20 protein-coding genes and 2 pseudogenes are annotated in these 18,184 nt (G+C 57.5%); 7 read left to right on the top strand and 15 right to left on the bottom strand.

The features are described 5' to 3' along the window. Positions 1–37: 37 nt before the first annotated feature. The 8 genes and pseudogenes from FJV77_RS07885 to FJV77_RS07915 form a co-directional block, all read right to left on the bottom strand. Positions 38–1,077: pseudogene (locus FJV77_RS07885) on the bottom strand (sensor histidine kinase). Next, a pseudogene (locus FJV77_RS07890) lies at positions 1,074–2,559 on the bottom strand (ATPase domain-containing protein). The pseudogenes FJV77_RS07885 and FJV77_RS07890 overlap by 4 nt, the downstream one beginning before the upstream one ends. An 81-nt stretch (positions 2,560–2,640) precedes the next feature. After that, positions 2,641–2,793 carry a hypothetical protein gene (locus tag FJV77_RS32275; RefSeq protein ID WP_185970243.1) on the bottom strand — a complete coding sequence of 51 codons (153 nt, stop codon included), beginning with the start codon at positions 2,791–2,793 and terminating at the stop codon, positions 2,641–2,643. Between the two features lie 52 nt (positions 2,794–2,845). Further along, the gene (locus FJV77_RS07895; RefSeq protein ID WP_246691175.1) at positions 2,846–3,010 is read right to left on the bottom strand and encodes a hypothetical protein; all 165 of its coding nucleotides are present in this window, start codon (positions 3,008–3,010) and stop codon (positions 2,846–2,848) included. Positions 3,011–4,036: 1,026 nt separating this feature from the next. Continuing rightward, a complete protein-coding gene (locus FJV77_RS07900) occupies positions 4,037–4,288 on the bottom strand; it encodes a hypothetical protein (protein ID WP_142866254.1) in 252 nt (83 codons plus the stop codon). Positions 4,289–5,397: 1,109 nt separating this feature from the next. Continuing rightward, complete coding sequence (locus tag FJV77_RS07905; RefSeq protein ID WP_142866255.1) at positions 5,398–6,009, bottom strand: hypothetical protein; 612 nt, start codon at positions 6,007–6,009, stop codon at positions 5,398–5,400. Positions 6,010–6,269: 260 nt separating this feature from the next. After that, complete coding sequence (locus tag FJV77_RS07910) at positions 6,270–6,542, bottom strand: hypothetical protein (RefSeq protein ID WP_142866256.1); 273 nt, start codon at positions 6,540–6,542, stop codon at positions 6,270–6,272. Between the two features lie 14 nt (positions 6,543–6,556). After that, a complete protein-coding gene (locus tag FJV77_RS07915) occupies positions 6,557–7,306 on the bottom strand; it encodes a Crp/Fnr family transcriptional regulator (RefSeq protein WP_142866257.1) in 750 nt (249 codons plus the stop codon). Positions 7,307–8,073: 767 nt separating this feature from the next. Between FJV77_RS07915 and FJV77_RS07920 the strand changes: the two genes are divergently transcribed. After that, positions 8,074–8,277 carry a CsbD family protein gene (locus FJV77_RS07920; protein WP_142866366.1) on the top strand — a complete coding sequence of 68 codons (204 nt, stop codon included), beginning with the start codon at positions 8,074–8,076 and terminating at the stop codon, positions 8,275–8,277. Positions 8,278–9,963: 1,686 nt separating this feature from the next. On the opposite strand, the gene FJV77_RS07930 is transcribed toward FJV77_RS07920, so the two are convergent. From FJV77_RS07930 to FJV77_RS07960, 7 genes are all read right to left on the bottom strand, one after another. Next, positions 9,964–10,266: a hypothetical protein gene (locus FJV77_RS07930; protein WP_142866259.1), complete on the bottom strand. Its 303-nt coding sequence runs from the start codon at positions 10,264–10,266 to the stop codon at positions 9,964–9,966. Between the two features lie 994 nt (positions 10,267–11,260). Next, positions 11,261–11,566, bottom strand: coding sequence for a hypothetical protein (locus tag FJV77_RS07935; protein WP_142866260.1), 306 nt, complete (start codon positions 11,564–11,566; stop codon positions 11,261–11,263). Further along, positions 11,563–11,868: a hypothetical protein gene (locus FJV77_RS07940; RefSeq protein WP_142866261.1), complete on the bottom strand. Its 306-nt coding sequence runs from the start codon at positions 11,866–11,868 to the stop codon at positions 11,563–11,565. Before FJV77_RS07940 ends, FJV77_RS07935 begins: the two co-directional genes overlap by 4 nt. A gap of 186 nt (positions 11,869–12,054) precedes the next feature. After that, complete coding sequence (locus FJV77_RS07945; RefSeq protein ID WP_142866262.1) at positions 12,055–12,519, bottom strand: hypothetical protein; 465 nt, start codon at positions 12,517–12,519, stop codon at positions 12,055–12,057. Positions 12,520–12,699: 180 nt separating this feature from the next. Then, complete coding sequence (locus FJV77_RS32280; RefSeq protein ID WP_185970230.1) at positions 12,700–12,978, bottom strand: hypothetical protein; 279 nt, start codon at positions 12,976–12,978, stop codon at positions 12,700–12,702. A 271-nt stretch (positions 12,979–13,249) separates the two neighbouring features. Further along, complete coding sequence (locus FJV77_RS07955; protein WP_142866263.1) at positions 13,250–14,092, bottom strand: PRC-barrel domain-containing protein; 843 nt, start codon at positions 14,090–14,092, stop codon at positions 13,250–13,252. A gap of 218 nt (positions 14,093–14,310) precedes the next feature. Then, positions 14,311–14,493 carry a hypothetical protein gene (locus FJV77_RS07960; RefSeq protein WP_142866264.1) on the bottom strand — a complete coding sequence of 61 codons (183 nt, stop codon included), beginning with the start codon at positions 14,491–14,493 and terminating at the stop codon, positions 14,311–14,313. 320 nt (positions 14,494–14,813) lie between these two features. On the opposite strand from FJV77_RS07960, the gene FJV77_RS07965 reads away from it, so the two are divergent. From FJV77_RS07965 to FJV77_RS07990, 6 genes are all read left to right on the top strand, one after another. Continuing rightward, positions 14,814–15,029: a DUF3606 domain-containing protein gene (locus FJV77_RS07965; protein ID WP_142866265.1), complete on the top strand. Its 216-nt coding sequence runs from the start codon at positions 14,814–14,816 to the stop codon at positions 15,027–15,029. A gap of 12 nt (positions 15,030–15,041) precedes the next feature. Beyond that, positions 15,042–15,818: an exodeoxyribonuclease III gene (gene xth / locus FJV77_RS07970; RefSeq protein WP_142866266.1), complete on the top strand. Its 777-nt coding sequence runs from the start codon at positions 15,042–15,044 to the stop codon at positions 15,816–15,818. Positions 15,819–15,856: 38 nt separating this feature from the next. After that, complete coding sequence (locus FJV77_RS07975; protein WP_142866267.1) at positions 15,857–16,369, top strand: inorganic diphosphatase; 513 nt, start codon at positions 15,857–15,859, stop codon at positions 16,367–16,369. Positions 16,370–16,374: 5 nt separating this feature from the next. Next, positions 16,375–16,989 (top strand): cysteine hydrolase, encoded by a 615-nt coding sequence (locus tag FJV77_RS07980; protein ID WP_348643817.1) that lies wholly within the window; start codon positions 16,375–16,377, stop codon positions 16,987–16,989. 384 nt (positions 16,990–17,373) lie between these two features. Next, a complete protein-coding gene (locus FJV77_RS32840) occupies positions 17,374–17,595 on the top strand; it encodes a hypothetical protein (protein WP_246691177.1) in 222 nt (73 codons plus the stop codon). A 73-nt stretch (positions 17,596–17,668) separates the two neighbouring features. Beyond that, on the top strand, positions 17,669–18,175 hold the full coding sequence (locus FJV77_RS07990) for a ferritin-like domain-containing protein (RefSeq protein WP_142866268.1): 507 nt from the start codon (positions 17,669–17,671) through the stop codon (positions 18,173–18,175). The last annotated feature ends 9 nt before the right edge of the window (positions 18,176–18,184 follow it).

Raw genomic sequence — 18,184 nt, forward strand, 5'->3', positions numbered from 1 at the left:
CTTAGCATGGCAAAAGAGCTTAGATAATAGCGCTGCATTAGGTGTAAGTAGGTACCAGCCTTGTGTCGCGCAGCGGCAGCTTCATGGTAAATCGCAGACCACGAGGGTCATAGCTCAAGTCGATCTTCGCCTTGCACTGCACGGCTACGACCTTTTCAAGCAAAACCGTGCCAAAGCCTTTTCGCGTTGGCGCACTTACGTGCGGGCCATCTCGCTCTCGCCAACATAAGTCTTATGACCTGCTCGGGTCCGGTTCGCCCGATCGACCAGTGCACTGTGAGGCGCCCGCTCGGCTGCGATAAGGCCCCGTACTTGGAAGAATTGGAAGCGAGTTCGTGGAACGCCATACCGACAGGAATTGCAATGTCTGCCACCAGCGCCACATCGGGACCGTCAAGCGTCACCCGCGAGGCTCCGATAGTGTCGTAGTGGCGAAGCTCGCCCTCAAGAAGTTGGCGTAGCGACGCTGTCTGCCAATAGTCGTCAGTAAGCATGGAATGCGTATCCGCAAGCGAGACAATCCGGGCCGAAAAGTCACGTACAAAGTCTTCGACCCGACCGCCGGTCCGCGCAGTGGCTGTCATCATGGCCCGAACATTGGCAAGGGTATTCTTGACCCTGTGGTGAAGCTCGCGAATCAGCAGTTTCTGTCGATCAGCTACCTCCTGCTTTTGATCGATATAGGACTTCACCTCCAATTGCCGGCTCCTGGCGCGCAGGGCCGACCGTACCGAGTTGACCAGGCTCGAAGCCATGAATGGCCGCTCCAGAACAATGAGGTACCGATCCAAAAAATTGAGACGCTTGTCGAACTTCACGCATCACAAGCAGCACGATCGGATAGTCCGACCATGCCGGCTGACTGTCGAGCCAACCCGCTAACACGCTCCGGTCATTTTGAAGTAAGGCTTCTTGCGTAACGACCAAACAATTCGCATGCTCCAGCGATGCAACTACATCGTCGAGACCTTTACAAATCCGGGTTGTTATCTCGCACTCCGCAAGGACCGAGGCTGCAACTTTGGCATCCCGCCCCAGGGGCGCGAGGACCAGCACGTCTACCCGACCGGCGTTCATGCTGAAGCCTTGTCTTCGAGAAGTTCGGAAGACTTTCCCTCGAACTGCGGAACGCCTGTCAAAATACCCCGGAACTGGTCCAGCGGCTCTCCCACGGATAGTCCTTCACTGCTGATCCTGAATTTCCGGATCGTGTCCTCGTGCGGACCTGCACGCTTCTTGACGACCGATATCGCCCGCCGGAGCCGGCCGCCGCTCTCGAAGAACCGCAACAGCATGACAGCATCGCAGAGGTAGGTCATGTCGATAGGGACAGCCATGTTGCCAATGAGCCCATGATTGGCAAGCAGCAGGATCGTGACGACACCTTTCTGGTTCAGGTAGGTCAGGATTTCATGCATCTGAAGTACAAGATGCTGCTCCTCGGACAAGGCGTTGAGGTAACCGGTGAGGCTGTCGATAACTACAATGCGTACGTTGGAACCTTCGACACCCTTCTCGATACGTGTTGAAAGTTCACCGGCTGACAATTCGGCCGGATCTATCTGTTCGAGCAGGAGTGACCCATCGCCGACAAACCGTTTCAGGTCCAGTCCGAGGCCGGCAGCTCGCGTCAGAAATATGCGTTTGGTTTCGTCGAACAGAAGCACCTGAACTCGCTCGCCGCGCAACAAGGCAGCATGACTATAGATGCAAGCTAGGGTGGACTTGCCCACGCCGGAGGACCTATCAGGAGGGTGCTGGTGCCTCTACCCAGCCCGCCTCCCATGAGGGCATCCACAGAACTGTTGCTGAGGGCGGGCGTGCCATGCTCGGCCTCTTAATGCTCGGCGGCGACGAGCCGCGGAAAAACCGTAACACCGCCAGGCCTGATCACGAAGTCATGAAAACCGCCACGGACCTGGACGCCACGCATGATCACCCGCAGGCGCCGGCGCTCACTCCCGTATGTTGGCGATAGTTGTTCCATTCGGATGACACCGTGGCTGATCGAATGGAGGTTGAGATCGTCATGTTCAGCCGTTAGATCGTCGAGCAGAAGGACGGTGGAATTGCTGAGCAAAAAGAAGCTCTTTAAAGCTAGGACCTGGCGTCTGTATCGCAGGGACCCTTGCGATAAGAGCCGTAGTTCCGAAAGCGAGTCGAAAACGACACGAGCCGGCTTTAGCCTCTCCATTTCCTCAAGTCTGGTCGCACGGTTTCACGCAGCTCAAGATCGGAAGAATGGACCAGCGTCTGCAACTGCGAAGGATCCAAACTCAATTCCGGCGGCACGAGCTCCAGGATCTCTATTCCATTCAAATCCCAACCGTGACGGCTCGCGACCGCGAGCAACTCGCGTTTGCTTTCGGACAGGGTGATATACAGGCAGACCTGCCCCTGCCGAGCGCCTTCGAGCAAAAATTGCAGACCGACCGTCGTTTTGCCTGACCCGGGTCTCCCCTCAACAAGATGCGATCTGTTTCTCGCATATCCACCGCGCAGTACGTAATCCAATCCCGGTACACCGGTCGCTATGGGTGTCGCATCTGTCTGATCCAAGGCGGCTCCTCTTCTCTGGTATCGGACCGGCAGGAACGGCCTGTTTTGGGGAAAGTTCCACAAACCATTCTCTGGGGCGCGCTACCGTCCGGTTCCTCCCACGTCTTGCAGCCAAGCTTCAGCATATTCCTGCCAGTAGGCTGGCACCTCACGCGCCTTGCCGTCCTTTTGCGCCGGCACGCCATACATCCAGGCGTAGGTCCTGCGCTCCTGGTCCTTCTTCGCAACCGGCATCAGCTGGCCCCTCGGCTTGTTAGCGCCTAGAGCCGCACGAACTTATTCAGCCCTAGACCATCCGCTGGCCTTCCGCATAGGACAGCGCATATTCTTCTACTTCAAATGATCGGGTAAGTTCTTGGTCGACTTCGGTGACCCGGACGACCCATTCGCCAGAGACTTCAGCCACTTCGACACGAGCCGACACATTCCTGAATGGAACCACGTTATCCATCGCATGCCTCCCTACGAAAGCAATGGCACAACGTCGATTCGTATAACTCCGCCGAAATCGGTCTTTCAATATAAAAAGACATGCGACTTCAAGATGGCAGCGGCCCTGGCGTGAGGTTGAGAAAACGACCAGCCACCCAGCGCGGGTTACCCCCATTCGTTCTTAAGGATGTGTTCCGGTTAAATTAGCAGTCGCATATATTCCTTCGCCAACCGGTGCTGCCTAACACGTAGCCTTGTCCCCCCGGTTAGGCCCGGCCGTATTGGCTCACCCGCCAGACTGCCGGGCCGCCCTGTTCGATTAGGAGCCCTTGGCCTTTGGCATAATCCCTCGGCGAGGTCTCGGGCGTATAGATCAGGCTGCTTGCTGCCGCACTTCGCGCATTCCAGCTTGGGAATGAGATCATCCGCCATTGCCGGCGCATCGGGACCGAGCCTCGCTTTCAGCTTCTCAAGCTCCAGGGGCTGGTTGTGGCTTGCTGGCCATCGGCCGCCAGGCCGCCTTCGTTGCTGAAATGTGAGCCCCGCGTTCCTAACATTAGCAACCGCTCGAATTAACCCATGATCGAGGATGACATCGCCATCCAGCACCAGTCCTATCGTTAACCTCCAGAAGGCTCCAGCGCGACCCGCCAGCGCTGGAGCCTCTGCCGTGCGCTCAACCGCTGTTAGCGGGAGCCGGTATTGGCAAACGGCATCTTGGTGCGTTCGTTCCGCCTGTAGGACCGGGGGCCCAAAAGGCTGCGACCGAAGTCTCATTGCCGTGCGCAAAGGTCTAAACCCGTACGAGCTGATCTGCCTGCTCCCAATCGCTTTCTTCCCGATCGATGGGCCCCCATGGCCAAAGAACCGAGCCCGAATGGTTTATCCTGCTGCCGGTCGATGCGATGACCACTGCAACGACTGACACATATCTTCATCTGCCCGACAGTTTTTGACCTTCGGCTTGCGCAACCCAAGGCGGGGCATCGGAATAGGGTCGTGTCCATCCAGCTTTTCAAGGAAGGCGCGCTTGCTCATTCTTGGTTTAGGAGGGCTGATTGGTTCCCGCCCTAGGCGGCTTGCCGACACCGGCTTCGTCCAGTTCCGCTTCGAGTTCATCGCTGATCGGACGTGCCAACGGGCCGCCAGAGGGATGGCCGTCAAAGCCCGCCAGCCACGCCTCAGCAAACTCTTGCCAGTAAGGAGGCACCTGCCGCTCCTTGCCATCCTTGCGGGCTTGAGCGCCATACATCCGGGCGTAGGTCATTCGCTCCTGGTCATTGTTAGCTACAGCCATGCTTCGATCCTTCTTTAGACGCATCGGGGCCTACCGAGAGCAACGCTCGAAGCTGATTTTGGCACTCCTTCAGGTGCTCCATAACAGCGTCATGCTCTTCGTCAGTGAGTGAACTACCCAGCCGCTTTACGGCCGCGCGTATCATTTCGGATAGGCGCTCGCGCTCGGGTGACGAGATTGCTGTTCTCGGTCGTCCCATCATCCTCACTTCGCTTTAGAATTGAGATTTTGCCCCATGCCTTTGGTCGAGTCGGGCGCGTACTGACAGACTTCGCATTTGAGCTTCGGGCTGAGATCCCATTCTATGGCGGGTCCGGCCCACATAAACCTCCCCAACCTTTCAACCGCGAGAACGCATCGGCGTCATTTGGTTTCCAGAAGTTTAAAAAAGCCCGCCATCAGCCTGAGGGACAGCGAGCGTAGCTGGGCTCTCTTAGCCGACTTGTTTCGAGCTGTCGGCTTTTGAACAATGATGGCTTGGGAGGTTTGTTCCCGAGCGACAGTGATTTCAACCCTCCGTACGGTTTCGCACCAGCTTAAAACAAAATTGCCCGCGAACGGTGCCAAACCCACCAAAACAAGAAGGACCGAACAATGGCAGACGACGAGAGCAATCGGGATTCTCGCGATCGGTTTCAGAGCGGTGTGTGGACCATGAGCTTAGGACCGCCGAGCTCGACATATCCAATAACCTGATCGGAGCTGTTGCCGCGATCCCTTTATGTTCCGCACACGAGCTGGCTGTCTTGGCCGCAGATAATGCGGGAGGCAACAGGCAGTAGTGCTGCGAAAAACAGTTGCAGCCAGAGATCAAACGTCCGATGACGGATTTGCAAAGGTGTTGCGCACGCAAATTGGACGGGGGGCCTACAGGCAGCTTGGCGCTGGCTGGCAAGGGTCTCGCGACTCGAGCGTGGCGAGACACCTTTCTCAGTTGGCGCGGGCGACGAGCGCCACCAGCGATGCGCGAATAGCGACACGGCGGTTCTGTCTTCGGGTCCTGCCGTATTCACTTCACTTTGAGATAGCGCTCGCCGCAGCCTTGGCTCGCAAAGTTCTCTGGTGCGATGCCGAAGGCTGGGAAGGCCAGCCGGCGCCTTGTTTGCGAACTAACGCTTGCGCAAAAACACCGGGACGACATGGTGAAAAGCGGTTCCCTCATCGCGGTGTTCACCCCCGGTGATTGCTGCAAACCATGCTGCCGCAGCGCCCAAAGCGGAGCCTGCAGCAGTCGCGAAACTAAATATGGCAGTAATGTGGGCTGAAAGGCGCACCGTGCTTTCGTTGAGTTGCGCGTCAGCGGGATTGACCACGGCGGCCGCGCCGTGGGCACCAATCATCGCTAAGAAAAACGCTGCTCCGAGTGTCGCTAAAGCCCAGGCGGCAATACCGTGTATGCCATCCCGGAATTCGCTTTCACTTTCGTTGTTATCATCCCAGCGCGTACGCATTCGTCCAGCGACGTAACCGCCGGCTGCGGAACTTGCAATGGCGACGATCACTACCCACAGCCCTGCCACGAGTACATTCCAAGAGGCCCCACCGTTGGGAAGAGTTGGAGAACCTAGCGCTAAACCAGCGCTTGACCCGAATTGCAAAAGTACCACTGAAATGGCGCAGGCGATGACGCTTCCGCCAAATATGCCTCCCCACTCAAGATAGGACGATGTAGCCACTTTTGGGGTCACTGCGGCGCCGTCCATCGGGGCTATTTTGGCCATGATCTTACCGAAGTCCAAAAAATGATAGAATGAACAACACGATCACGACGAGGCCAACAAGATAGATTATTCCGTTCACGGCATCCTCCTCCTGATTGCGGACCTCAGACAACGCGTCCGTGATGTTTTGGTTGCAAAACATCCAGGCTTGGTGAGATCGGCCTTACCAATGATTTCATTTTAGCCGACGCGGCGACATCGTTTTTTTGCCGACACCTACATAGACGGTTCCTCGCGGCGCTTGAGTTGGGAGGACGATATTAGACGTGTGAATCCGGCGAGCTGCCGCCATAGGAACGGTGTTCTGCTTCGACCTCAAAGTTCAGCGAGGCCTTCAAGACAAGGTCGCCCCCGTCATCACGTACCTTGATCACCAGCTTGTGACGATCCCCATCCGGCAGGCTATCCTTGATCATTTCAACAAGGGCGCGAATGGCCTCTTCTTTTACCCGATCGAAGGTATCACAATCGGTGCCTTCATCATCAGGGTAGAACGTACCGTTGTCGTCGACATCGAAATAATACAGGGCCATTTCCAAACTCGCGCCTACCGGGTTGGTTCCCGTTGAGCGACAATCTGGGGCTGAACCGCAATTTCGCCAACCAGCCGTCTGTATTCCGCTTCCGGTTCCCCATAGCCACCCTTTGCGAGATCAATCAGACCTTCCCGGTCGCGAATGATCACTTCACCGCGCCGGGAGTGGATTAAGCTCCGTCCTTCCAGGACTTGCAGCGCGACCGTGACGCCAGGGCGCCTCACACCAAGCATCACTGACAGGTATTCATGGGTGATATCGATGCGATTGCCATCAACGCGGTCATCGCACATTAGCAGCCAGCGGGCCAAGCGTTCCTCTATTTTGCATCGCGCGTTGATCAAAGCGGTGTAAGTGGCTTGTATGTGAAAGGCGTGGACGTAGCGCATCAGAAGCGGCCGAAGGGTGTCGCTCGTGTCCAAGGCCGCCTTGAACCGCGAGGCGTCGATCACCATCGCCTCGCCGGGGATCTGAATGAAGCAATCATGCGTGGCACGGTCATCGCCCATGACGAGAGCCGAGCCGGTCATGCCCTCGAAACCGATGATGCCGACTTCTGCGTCGCCTCCCCTCATCTTGGCCACCACCGAGGCAAGGCCGCTGCAAGGGAAATAAACAAACTCGATCCGATTTCCGGCCTTTTCGAGCGGCGTGCGTAGCTCGAGGAACGTGTCGCGCAGATGCGGCCTGAGACGATCCAGATCAGCGGGATCGCAAAGCCTCAGAAGCGCGTTTTTGGTTGTTTCAAAATGCAGATCCATAGTATTCGCTCCACGGGCAAGAGCACGCGTTTCCCTCAGCCGTCCACGCCCACGGCTATTTGCGGACGATGCAACAGGAAATAGCGACAACAACGGAGTTTGTCCCTTTTTGGTACGAATCCGTACGTTGCTCACTTGCCTCTTCTAAGCAGGCGCGTTCCCGCAATGTCGAGGAACGACCAAAAGTCGACCTGCGATATTATTCACTTGAATGGCGATCGGTGGCCCCGGATCACGCGCAAGAGCGCTCAAGATTTCGGGCCGAAGGCGGGGCGCCTTGGGATGGTCGCTCCCACGCGTCAGCGCACATGATGCTTCCACTGACGACATGCCTTTGTACGCTTTTGACAGGATTAAGCGAATCAAATCGGCCGGACATCGAAATGCCCTCGATTGTACGTTTAAAAACGATGGACCGAAGAGGTGTTGTTTTTCCAGGTCCGCGCGGGGCATCAAAACGAACGACCGCTATTCGGCGATCTTGCGCCTGCTGCGCTCCGCACGACGACACGGCATGGACCCCGGGCGGGCTGCTCATTGGGCTCCTGCCGTGTTTTTCATCCCGGCAATGGGACTGGCATGCGACTGCAATCTGGAGCTGGTAGCTGCGGCGTCGTGGCAGTTGGTGGCCTAATGGGGAACGCAGTGGGCCGAACAGACAGAATTGAGAGTTTCGCCGTACCATTGTCTTGGACGAACGGCCTCAATTCCGGAACCTCGCGCTCGATATGGCGTTTCAACTGGTGTGCAACAAGGAGGGCAAGGCCATGGATTGGAATCGCGTCGAAGGAAACTGGAAACAGGTAAAGGGCAAAGTCAAGGAAAAGTGGGGCAAGCTCACCGACGACGATCTTGATCGCATTGCGGGCAAACGCGATCAACTCGAAGGCAAGATCCAGGAGCGGTACGGCCTCGAGAAGGACCGGGTCCGGAGAGACATTGACGACTGGTACTCGATGCAAGGTTGGTAACTCGTTGTTGCAGGGGCGCTGCGGCGCCTCTGATTTTTGTCGTACAACCAGGCGTTCGGTACTACGGCGCCGAGGGATGGCGATTATGTCGTGGCGGCCATGTCGGTGTTGGTCGAGCCTGGCTGCACGTTGTTGACAATATCTCGTCGATCGTGGGACTTCGCAGAGCGGCACGAAGACGTGACGCATTGGCGCGCTGCCCATTCCAAAGCAAGGCAACGCCACCGTTCGGGTGAAGCCGTGCATGTCGAGCAATGATGGTGAGATAGTCCGTGACTGCGCTTGCCGGGCTTGGGTCATGGTACGAAGCGAGTGGGATGTGGCTGATGATCTGGCAGCGGGGAGATTGCTGGCTATTCTCCCGCGTTGGTCATCATCGCCGGCTGGTTGCACTGCTTCATGCCCAGTGGGCGTACGAATGAATTCCTGCAAGCGCTTAGGGAGAGCCTAAACTCACTCCATGGCGTCAGTGATTTCTCGCTCGGCCTTCTCTAAAGCTCGGCTTCGAAATCCCAGGCTGCCTGACCGAAATGCGCCCTCGTTTCGGCCGTTGAGGCCAGCGCTGATGCTCACCACGAGCGCTGGTGGGCCAGTGTGACCTGCTTTCTCTGGGAACCGTCTTTTCGGTGAGATGTTACGTGACTGAAGGGACATTCGAATACGGACACGGAGATCACGATGAAACGGCTTCTTTTCGCTGCAGCCATTGCGGCCTTGTCAACGGGATTCGCCTGTGCGCAGTCGACCAGCACAACCACAGGCGGTTCGTCAACAACGACCACCACGACCATGCCGAGCCCTACGACTGACCCGGGAACCGATACCACCACCACGAGTGGAACGAAATCGAATTCCGCCAAGGACTGCGCGCCGGGTCAGCAGGCTGGTAGCGCCAAACAGGCCGCGCCTGGACAACAGGATACGGACGCCAAGTCGGCGGCCCCTGGGCAGATGAAAACGACGACGGAAGGTTGCTAAAACGCCAAAGGCGGCTGCCCAGCGGGTCCCTCCGTAAGGCGAAAAAGCCCGTCGCAGCTATTGAGCGTAAGCGACGGGCTTCCTCCTTCTAAATTTCGATACGATAACTGCCTGGGAACAAATCCGGATGCATCGGCATTGTTGGCGCCAGCCGAAGTCCTCCGAAAATCGGCTGCCAGGGCCTGCTGCGTTCTCGCCCCGATGCAGCGGGCTTTTTCATTCATCCGGCGGAACGGTCCCGTCAGGCGCGAGGTTGAAATGTTGCATGCAGTGGGTGCCTATTGCTGCAAGACCGTGCGGATACGGTCTGGCCCGCTGCTTCTCGCGCGTCATTTGTAGCCTGTAGCCTTGAGGTCATCAACGCGCGGTAAGAAAAAGACGTATGAAAAGCCTGTGCTCATTCGCAAGGCTAAGCTTTCTGCAATCATCGCTGGCGGTCCGTCGATTCCGACGCTCCCAGAGCTTCCGGCGACCTGAATGATCGGCTGAGTTTTCAAAGCCCGCTGGCTTCGGTCAGCGGCCTTTTTGCTTATCAGGCGTCCATTTAAAGAGGCTCATGCTCGCGCGAGGCATGGTGCATGACCTGGCGTAAATCCCGGCAGTCAACGGACTGACCGCAGACCGGACATTCAACAAAATACTCGGCTTCGGGTGGAGGTCCTCCCTGGCGCGTGCCGGTGATTGGTCGTCCGAGGTCCGATAGCTTGGTCACGGCTTGTGGACCATCCTCTTCCCTTTCGGCGCCACATAGCTGGTGACGAGCCGCACGGCACTGTGTTTGACCGTAATGCCCAGATCCTTGCCGCCGACCGTCACCGTATCCTCGTCGACGCGAACCACTTCGCCGGTCAGCTCGATTTTCTGCCCGCTGCTTATGTATGGCGTGCTGTCAACGATCGAGTGCGGCTGGTCGTAGGAAGGGATAAGAACACTCACGCGGTCTTCCGTGACCCGCTTGCGCACGGTTGCAGTTATCGCGACGGTGTCGCCCACCTTGATGCCCTTGCCCATATCTGGATTCTGGGGTGGCACGTCGCTTAGTCAAGAGGATGCTAATGTATCCAACGCAGGGGGGCTGTAAGTTTGACAGACCCAGCCACAGGGAGGAATATCCCGCGCGATTGCTCGCTGGCTCCGGCCGGCGGGCTTTTTTGCTTATGCAGGGAACAACCCCATCAGGTCGAGGTCCTGTTATGACGGTTCGTCACTTCGCCCCGCCGGGTCATGCCCGGCGGGGTTTTTTCGTCCAGCGGGGAACCTCGAGCAAACGGTGATGTTGCAAGGGTGCAGTGGACTGAACGGCGTTTTTTGTCCGCTGTAGATCGGCCTCCGTGGCGATCGGAGCCCGCTGCCTCCTAACCCAGGTCCGGCGGCGGGCTTTTTTGCATGAGACCGGAACGACTTGCCCCTGAGACGGTTAGGCTCTGCCAGCGCGTTCTTTTTCAGCGGTCCGCACTGGCGACCAAGATGCCCAAACATCATGGTCTGGCCCGCGCCGCCTTGACCGAACGCGCGGGCCAATTCCCATCAACCGACGGAAGGGTACCACTTCCTAGTTTCGCCGCTGGGAAAAGAAAAACCCGCCGACCGAAGTCAGCGGGCTATCTTCCCTCGTACTACACTAGGGGTTCCAAGGATTGGCCCCGCCAACAACCCGGCGCCCAAGCGCTGACGAAGGTTATATTAGCTTGCCAAAAATTTCGCTGTAGCGAACTGGCAACAGCGGCCAGCTGATTGCACCCATTTGTTCAAGCACTCAATCGCTCGCTGCCGGATCCGCTGAGTGGCCCAGGGTTTGGGCCGATAGGCCGTTGGGCCTAGGGCTTTTTCGTTGTCCACGGAACCTCCGGGATCCGGCAGTCTGTACGCAATCGGACATGTATAATCTACCTTTGTCGTCCGGACGTAACGAGGCACCCGGACGCTTTTTTCGTGTGCCATTGTGTGCCATTGCCGGTCCTCCGTGTTGTGACGGGGTTGGCAACGTCCGAAGAGCTAGTTTGTTTCAAGCTGGTGCGAAATCGTTTCGATGGTTGAAATCACGGGAACAAACCTCCCAAGCCATTCCGGCGGTCACGCTGTCGTCATCGACGCGGCGGACCTCGCCGGTCGGTTTCACAGCATCTTTCGCCTTGGCCTTCGGCGGTGCCGGAATCGAATGCGCGTGATTGTAGCCCGGGATCGCAACGCTCGCCCGACTGTCGATGATCTTGATGATGGTCGCCGAGATCGAGACTTCGTCGCCGATGCTAAATTCCCTGCCGGGCTGGAATGTACCGGGTCTCGACAGGCCCAATACGATAAGCTTCAAAGGAGCGTTATCTTCGAGTATCGGACAACAATTTTGTCCTGCCTGAAGCGGCGCTCCAAGTCGCTCCGTCGGCGCTGCCAATCTGAAACGTCCACCTTTGGCGTCATTATCTCGAAGACGACAATATCATCCCGGTCTGTTTCTCTGCCGTCCTTCCAAAGACCCTCCGCAGGTGCGTGGAGATACGCGGTTACGCCGTCGAAGCGAGCCGCTAGCTCTTCTTTCAGGCGATCGAAATCCCTTCCGGGAAAGGGTTGACCTTGATTATCTGAACGGGGCAACAGCATTTGGACGAGGTACATAGTAATCACCGATATGCTGCGGATCTGACGGGATTACTTTCGAGCAGAGTGATCTTAGACCAGTCTGATGAGCCAAAAGGAATACGGGCGATGCTCGCCCGCATTCTCACTGTTAGCGATCTCAAGGCCCAAATGCATATGCTTGGACTTTAGTTCGCTGCCTTTTTCAGCTTCCTGAGGCGTCTTTTACTCCCTCGCATGGGTTAAAATGCGAAATACCGGCCAATGGGCAATCGCTTCACGCAATCTGCTGAAAAGCTTCCCTTCGATGCCGATGGCAGACCGAACTTGAACGGCAGCCCATCCGGCTTTCATGGTCCCGCCGACATGGCAATGGCAGACAATTGCGTGCAACTGACGATCCCTAAGTTCGAAGAAGCGCTTGGCTTCGCCATACGTATCATTCTTGAGCCCTTCAGCGCACAAAGTTGGATCGGCGAAAGCGATACTGAGCGCAGAACCCAGGGATTGGGCTTTGTCGCGTACATCCAAGGGCATATATTCCGTCCCCGGGAAGGCGGCGAGGCATCGCTCGGGATTTCGCTCGAGCAGCATGGCCCAATGTTCCAAACGCTGCCCTCGCGTCATCGCCGGGAAGGATACTTCGACTTCCGCGACCTCATGTAGTTCTTCAAGTGTCTGATGTTTCATGGCCGTCTCCTGTTGGCGAGGCGCTCTGCCTGCAGAATGCACAGGTCGGAATGGGCCTCAGTCGTCCCTATGCAGGGCAACCAGCAGTGCGTGGGGAAGTTCCATTGGCGAGAAAATTTGACAGTTTGCCTGCTTCAATTTCCCGCTGTCTCTGTGCCTTGGGCCATCCCGCGCAACAAGCTACTGCGATGCTTCGACCAGCCGTTGGAGCAATGGGTAATCCTTCAGGTCCTTGTAAGGCGTGAGATCTAACTCCCCTGGCACACAGCGAAGCTGTTCCTCATCGATCGCTTTCTCGTGCCCCTTGATGACGCTTTGGTAGTGCCGCCAGGTCAGGCCAGCCCCTCTCACCGCATCTCTTTCGATGCGAGAGGCGATTTGATGTGCGTGCAGATAATGAAGCCGCAACTCGTCCAAGAGAGCTTTTTCAACAATTTCGTGACACCAGAAATGGTTCAAGCCGCACGTCCTTGCCTCTCCACCTGATGGTACGCGGCAGATGTCGGTCGATGTAAATCGTAGTTGCATCCCTGCTGTACCCAGCAATGTAGGGAATATCGAACTCGTGGCTGACCCTAATTCGTCGATGAAGCGCAGAAACGACATCAGACAGGACGAGGTCGCTGATATCTTCAGAGCTATGACGGACTTCGTCGGCTAATTTCAAGTCCGCTCCCGCGTTGTCCAGTCTAAGCGCCCGCTCCACGGGCGAGCGCTTAGCGATGATTTATTACTTGTTGACGATGATGCGCTGCTTGTCCCGGTTTTGGGCGTAACTGGCCTTGTCGTAGGCAGTCTGCGCCTCCAACTGGTCCTTGGTGAAGTTCGTATAGAGGTAACGGTTGCCGTTCTTGTCCGTCATGAACTTGAGGTTCTCCATACCGACCGCGACCTTCTTTTCGCCAATGCCCAGAAAGCCGCCTACATCAACGATTATTGTGTCGACCTTCTTGTCACCAGTCAGGATGACGTCGCCGATCTCGCCGATCTTCGCATCATCTGCGCCATAGACGTTGGTTCCGATCAGATTTGCAGCACTGATTTTGTCTGACGGCATGTCGGTCAAGGACGACTTGTCGATCGAGGCTGTCGAGGTCGTATCGGTTTTGCCATTAGCCGCTTGGCTGTTAGTCGTCTGGGCCGTGGGTGCTGCCGCGGTATCGTAAACCTTGGTATCGAAATTGGGCTGAGCATTAAGCTCATCCTTGGTCGTCTTTGCGACCAACCAGCGATCACCGTTCTTGTTGACCCATTCAAGCTTGCTGAAATCATAGGCCACATTCTTTTCCCCCACCCCAAGGAACCCGCCGACGCCAATGACGACGAGTTTGGCGTTCCCGTCCTTGTCCAGGACGATGTCATTAACATCGCCGATCTTCGTCGCGTCATCAGCGGTGCTGTCATAGACCGCGGCTCCCATGATCTTGGAGACGAGCTTGCCATCAGTGACCGGCGCAACAACCTCCGTCTGGGTAGTGGGCTTGCTGGTATTTGCGGCGTGAGCGCCCGCCGTGCAGAGCGCCGTCGACATCAGAACAGCCGTCGCGGCCGTAGCTAGTATCTTGCGGACCATTGTGAAATTCCTCCTGTTGCCTAGTTGACTGAGCGTCGGTATCTGCCGACGTCATTTCGACAACGAAAACAGCGGCCCTAAGTTCCTGGAGCGGGTCCCCTTGGTCCTAATGGCATAGACCGAGGCTCATGCAGACCCTGATGCGACATTGGCGATACGGGTCGCGCGGCTATTTCCAGGAAGCGAGCTATTCTTTGGTCCGTCCGGCTGCATAACCTCTAAAGGGTTTCGTGCGGCGCCCGGTCCGTAAGCTGGTTCTCAAATTGCCATCCGAGCGCGACTCTGACCTTGCCTGATGGATAGTTTGCCAGCTCGGTCTCCAGCCAGACAAGACGCGCCTTTTTACCGTTCAGCTCATTCCAGAACGCCAGGATGTCCGGTTCGGCTTGGAGCCGGTGCATAGCTCTGCCTGCAGCAATGAAAGCCGAACCGCATCGATCTGATTGACAAGCGCGCCCTTGACGAGCTTTCGACTTTGCACGGTTTACGGCCCCCATCCCCAACGAAGACAACTCATCCGACCCGTGTCCTAGCCACCACCAGATCAAAGCCCCGCCGGATTCGGTTCCGCTGCCCCATAAAAGCAAGCAGCCCGTCAAGGGGATCGTTGGCCGCTGCGGGGGTAGTTGTTACGCCATAGTCAATAGGCGATGGCTTCATATTGAACCGGACAAGTCCGGTCGCGTTGTTGGTGACTGAACTACGAACTCCGGAGGAAGCAATGGCAGCAAACACTGGAACGTCACGTGGCCGCAACCAAGACCGCGCAGGGGTCGCTGGTGGCCAAGATCATGAAGTCAAGTATGACGCGGGCAAAACCGGCGCCAGTAAGGCCAACTTCAAGTCGGCCGTGAAGCCGGTTGGTAACAGCCGCAAGAAGATTCGCGCGCTGAAGAGAAATAGACCACGCCGCGCCGGCTGCGTCCTCTATATCTGATAGTCTCGGCCGATGACCCGCATCGCGACCTTCAACGTAAACGGCGTCAATGGCCGGCTGCCCGTCCTGCTCAAATGGCTGGCAGAAACCACCTATGACATCGTCTGCCTTCAGGAGCTGAAGACATCGGATGAGAAGTTCCCTGTCGAGGCGATCCGAGCCGCGGGTTACGGAGCGATTTGGCACGGTCAGAAATCTTACAACGGCGTGGCCATTCTCGCGCGAGGAATAGCGCCGGCGGAACGTCGCCGCGGCCTGCCGGGCGATCCCGACGATACCCATAGCCGCTATATCGAGGCCGACGTTGACGGTCTCGTAGTCGGATGCCTTTACCTGCCGAATGGAAACCCCGCGCCCGGCCCGAGGTTCGATTACAAGCTGCGTTGGTTTGATCGCCTGATCAGCTACGCCCAACTCTTGCGTGAAGAGGGGGCGCCGAGCGTTCTCTGTGGCGACTACAACGTGGTTCCAACGCCGATCGACGCCGTCGTACCCAGGCGATGGTTGGGCGATGCGGTTTATTTTCCGGAGAGCCGGCAGGCCTATGCGCAAATGCTTGAGGACGGGTGGATTGATGCCTTGCGGCACGTCCATCCCGAGAAAGGTATCTACACATACTGGAATTTCTCGTACCGCGGCGGCTACGATCGCAGCTCCGGCCTCCGGATGGATCATCTCCTAATTGATCCCTCGCTCCTCGCCAAACTTCGTCGCGCAGGTGTCGATGTCCACGTGCGCGGTTGGGAGAAGCCTAGCGACCATGCTCCGGCCTGGATCGAGTTCGATTGACCCCTGGAACACAGAGGGGCCCACGGAATTATTTGGCCATGCATGCACCGATCGACAAAATCGCTCTCGATGTAGAGGGCGGCTACAATGTGGTGGTCGAGACACCGCGAGGAAGCCGCGTAAAATTCGCCTATGATAGCGAAGCGGGGCTGCTTAGAGCCAAGAAGCTGCTCGTCACGGGTTTCGCCTTCCCGTTTCCGTTTGGCTTCTTACCATCGACCAAAGCTCAGCATGGCGAGCCGCTGGACGTTTTGCCGGAACGGATGCTGACCTGCCGACGGGCTCGCTGGTGCTGTACCGGCTGTCGGGCGGGATTGCGATGGAGGAGGCTAGAAAGGGAAATTCTCCGCGAAATGACCGTCTGCTGGCCATCGCGCGGCTGCTGCATCAGGATCGTCCACCCTATGAGTTCTCGGACGTCCCCCCGGCCGAACTCAAGGGAATCGAGCTCCTGGTCGCCTACCATCGCCGACGGCAAGGAAGCCAAGGTCGTCGGCCGTACGAACAAGGCCGAGGCGGAAAGCATCGTCAGGAAGGCTGCCCAGCCTTGACGAAATTGGAGGAAGGCCTGCGCTTTGGACCGCTTCGAGGGCACTGGGTTCACCTTTGCATCGACATGCAAAGGATGTTCGCGGAGCCTACGGAATGGCACACTCCTTGGATGGAGCGGGTCTTGCCCAACGTCATCGCCGTCGTCGAAGTTGACCCAGCACGGACAATCTTCACTCGCTTTATTCCTCCCCGATCTCCAGACGATATGGGCGGCGCCTGGCGCCGGTATTGGCACAAGTGGGATTCGATGACGCGTACTCGGCTCGACCCAGGACTGATTGGCCTGGTCCCCGACCTGGCCCGGTTCGTGCCCCCTGCGTCGATCGAGGACAAATCCGTCATGTCGGCATGGCATGGATCTCTGCATGCGCGACTCCAGTCGGCCGGGGTTGATGCGCTCATCGTTTCGGGGGCGGAGACGGAGGTTTGCGTGCTCGCCACCGCCATGGGCGCCATCGACCTTGGCTACCGCGTCATCATTGTCGCGGACGCGATCTGTTCGGGGACGGACTCTACCCATGACGCCATGATCGAAATCTATGAAAGCCGCTTCGGCATGCAGGTTGAGACGGTGACCGCCGCCGATCTCGTGGCGGCGCGGATAGATGGAATGCTATAACGTTAGGGGCGCCCACAGAAACTGATTATCGATGCCTTCGGCGTGGCTCCAAGCTTTGATCTGGCGCGGGAAGCACGTCGGCGCATCGAATTTCTCGGCACATATCTGCGTGCTTCGGGTATCAGAGCCCATGTGCTTGGGATCAGCGGCGGGTGGATTCGCTGGCTGCTGCACTTCTGCTCAACGCGCTGTGGAAGAATTGCGAGCGACGGGATACGAGGACCAAATTCCTGACCTTCGGCTGCCCTACGGCGCCCAAGCCAACGCGGGCGACGCACAACGTGCTTTAGACACAATACAGGCAGCCGATGTGCACCGTCTCGATCTCAAGCCGGCCGCCGACGCCCATGCTGGATTCGATCAAGCGATCCGGCACAGATCTCGGTGACGCCGACGCGAGGATTTCTTGCTCGGCAATATCAAGGCGCGTCAGCGCATGATCGCCCAGTTGGTGCTGCTGGCGCTAACCGGGGCCTGGTCATCGGCACCGACCATGCGGCCGAGGCATTGATGGGCTTTTTCACGAAGTTCGGTGAGGGTGCCGCCGACATCCTTCCTCTGTCAGGTTTCCTATGCGATGCCCAGGCCCATGACGCCTGCGGTTAGAGTGGCCGGAACGGGCGGTCGCGCCGCGCGTTCTTAACAGATCCTTTTCCAAATCCAAATCAAGGAGCGCGCCGTGGGTCTGTTTACGAAAGACATCAAAACGATGGACGATCTGTTCCTGCATGTGCTGCAGGACATCTACTATGCCGAAAAGCAGATACTGAAGGCGCTTCCTGATATGGTCGAAAAGGGGACCAACCGGGACCTGGTCACCGCCTTCAAAGCGCACCTCGCCGAAACAGAAAAGCATGTGCAGCGACTTGAACAAGCCTTCGAGCTCATCGGCGAAAAGCCGAAGGGCACGACCTGCCCGGCAATCGACGGCATCATCAAGGAAGCGAACGATATCGCCGGCGAGGTGGCCGAGAAAAAGGTCCTCGACGCAGCCCTGATCACCGCTGCGCAGGCCGTCGAACACTACGAGATCACCCGCTACGGAACTTTGATCGCGTGGGCAGAAGAGGGCGGCAACGAGGCCGTTGCTAGACTTTTGGCCACGACGCTCAAGGAGGAAAAGGCGGCCGACAAGAAGCTCACCACGATCGCCGAGCGGAAAGTCAACGAAAAGGCTTCCAGTTGACCCGCTGCG

Source organism: Mesorhizobium sp. WSM4306 (assembly GCF_007003975.1).
In the GTDB taxonomy this organism is placed as follows: Bacteria; Pseudomonadota; Alphaproteobacteria; order Rhizobiales; family Rhizobiaceae; genus Mesorhizobium.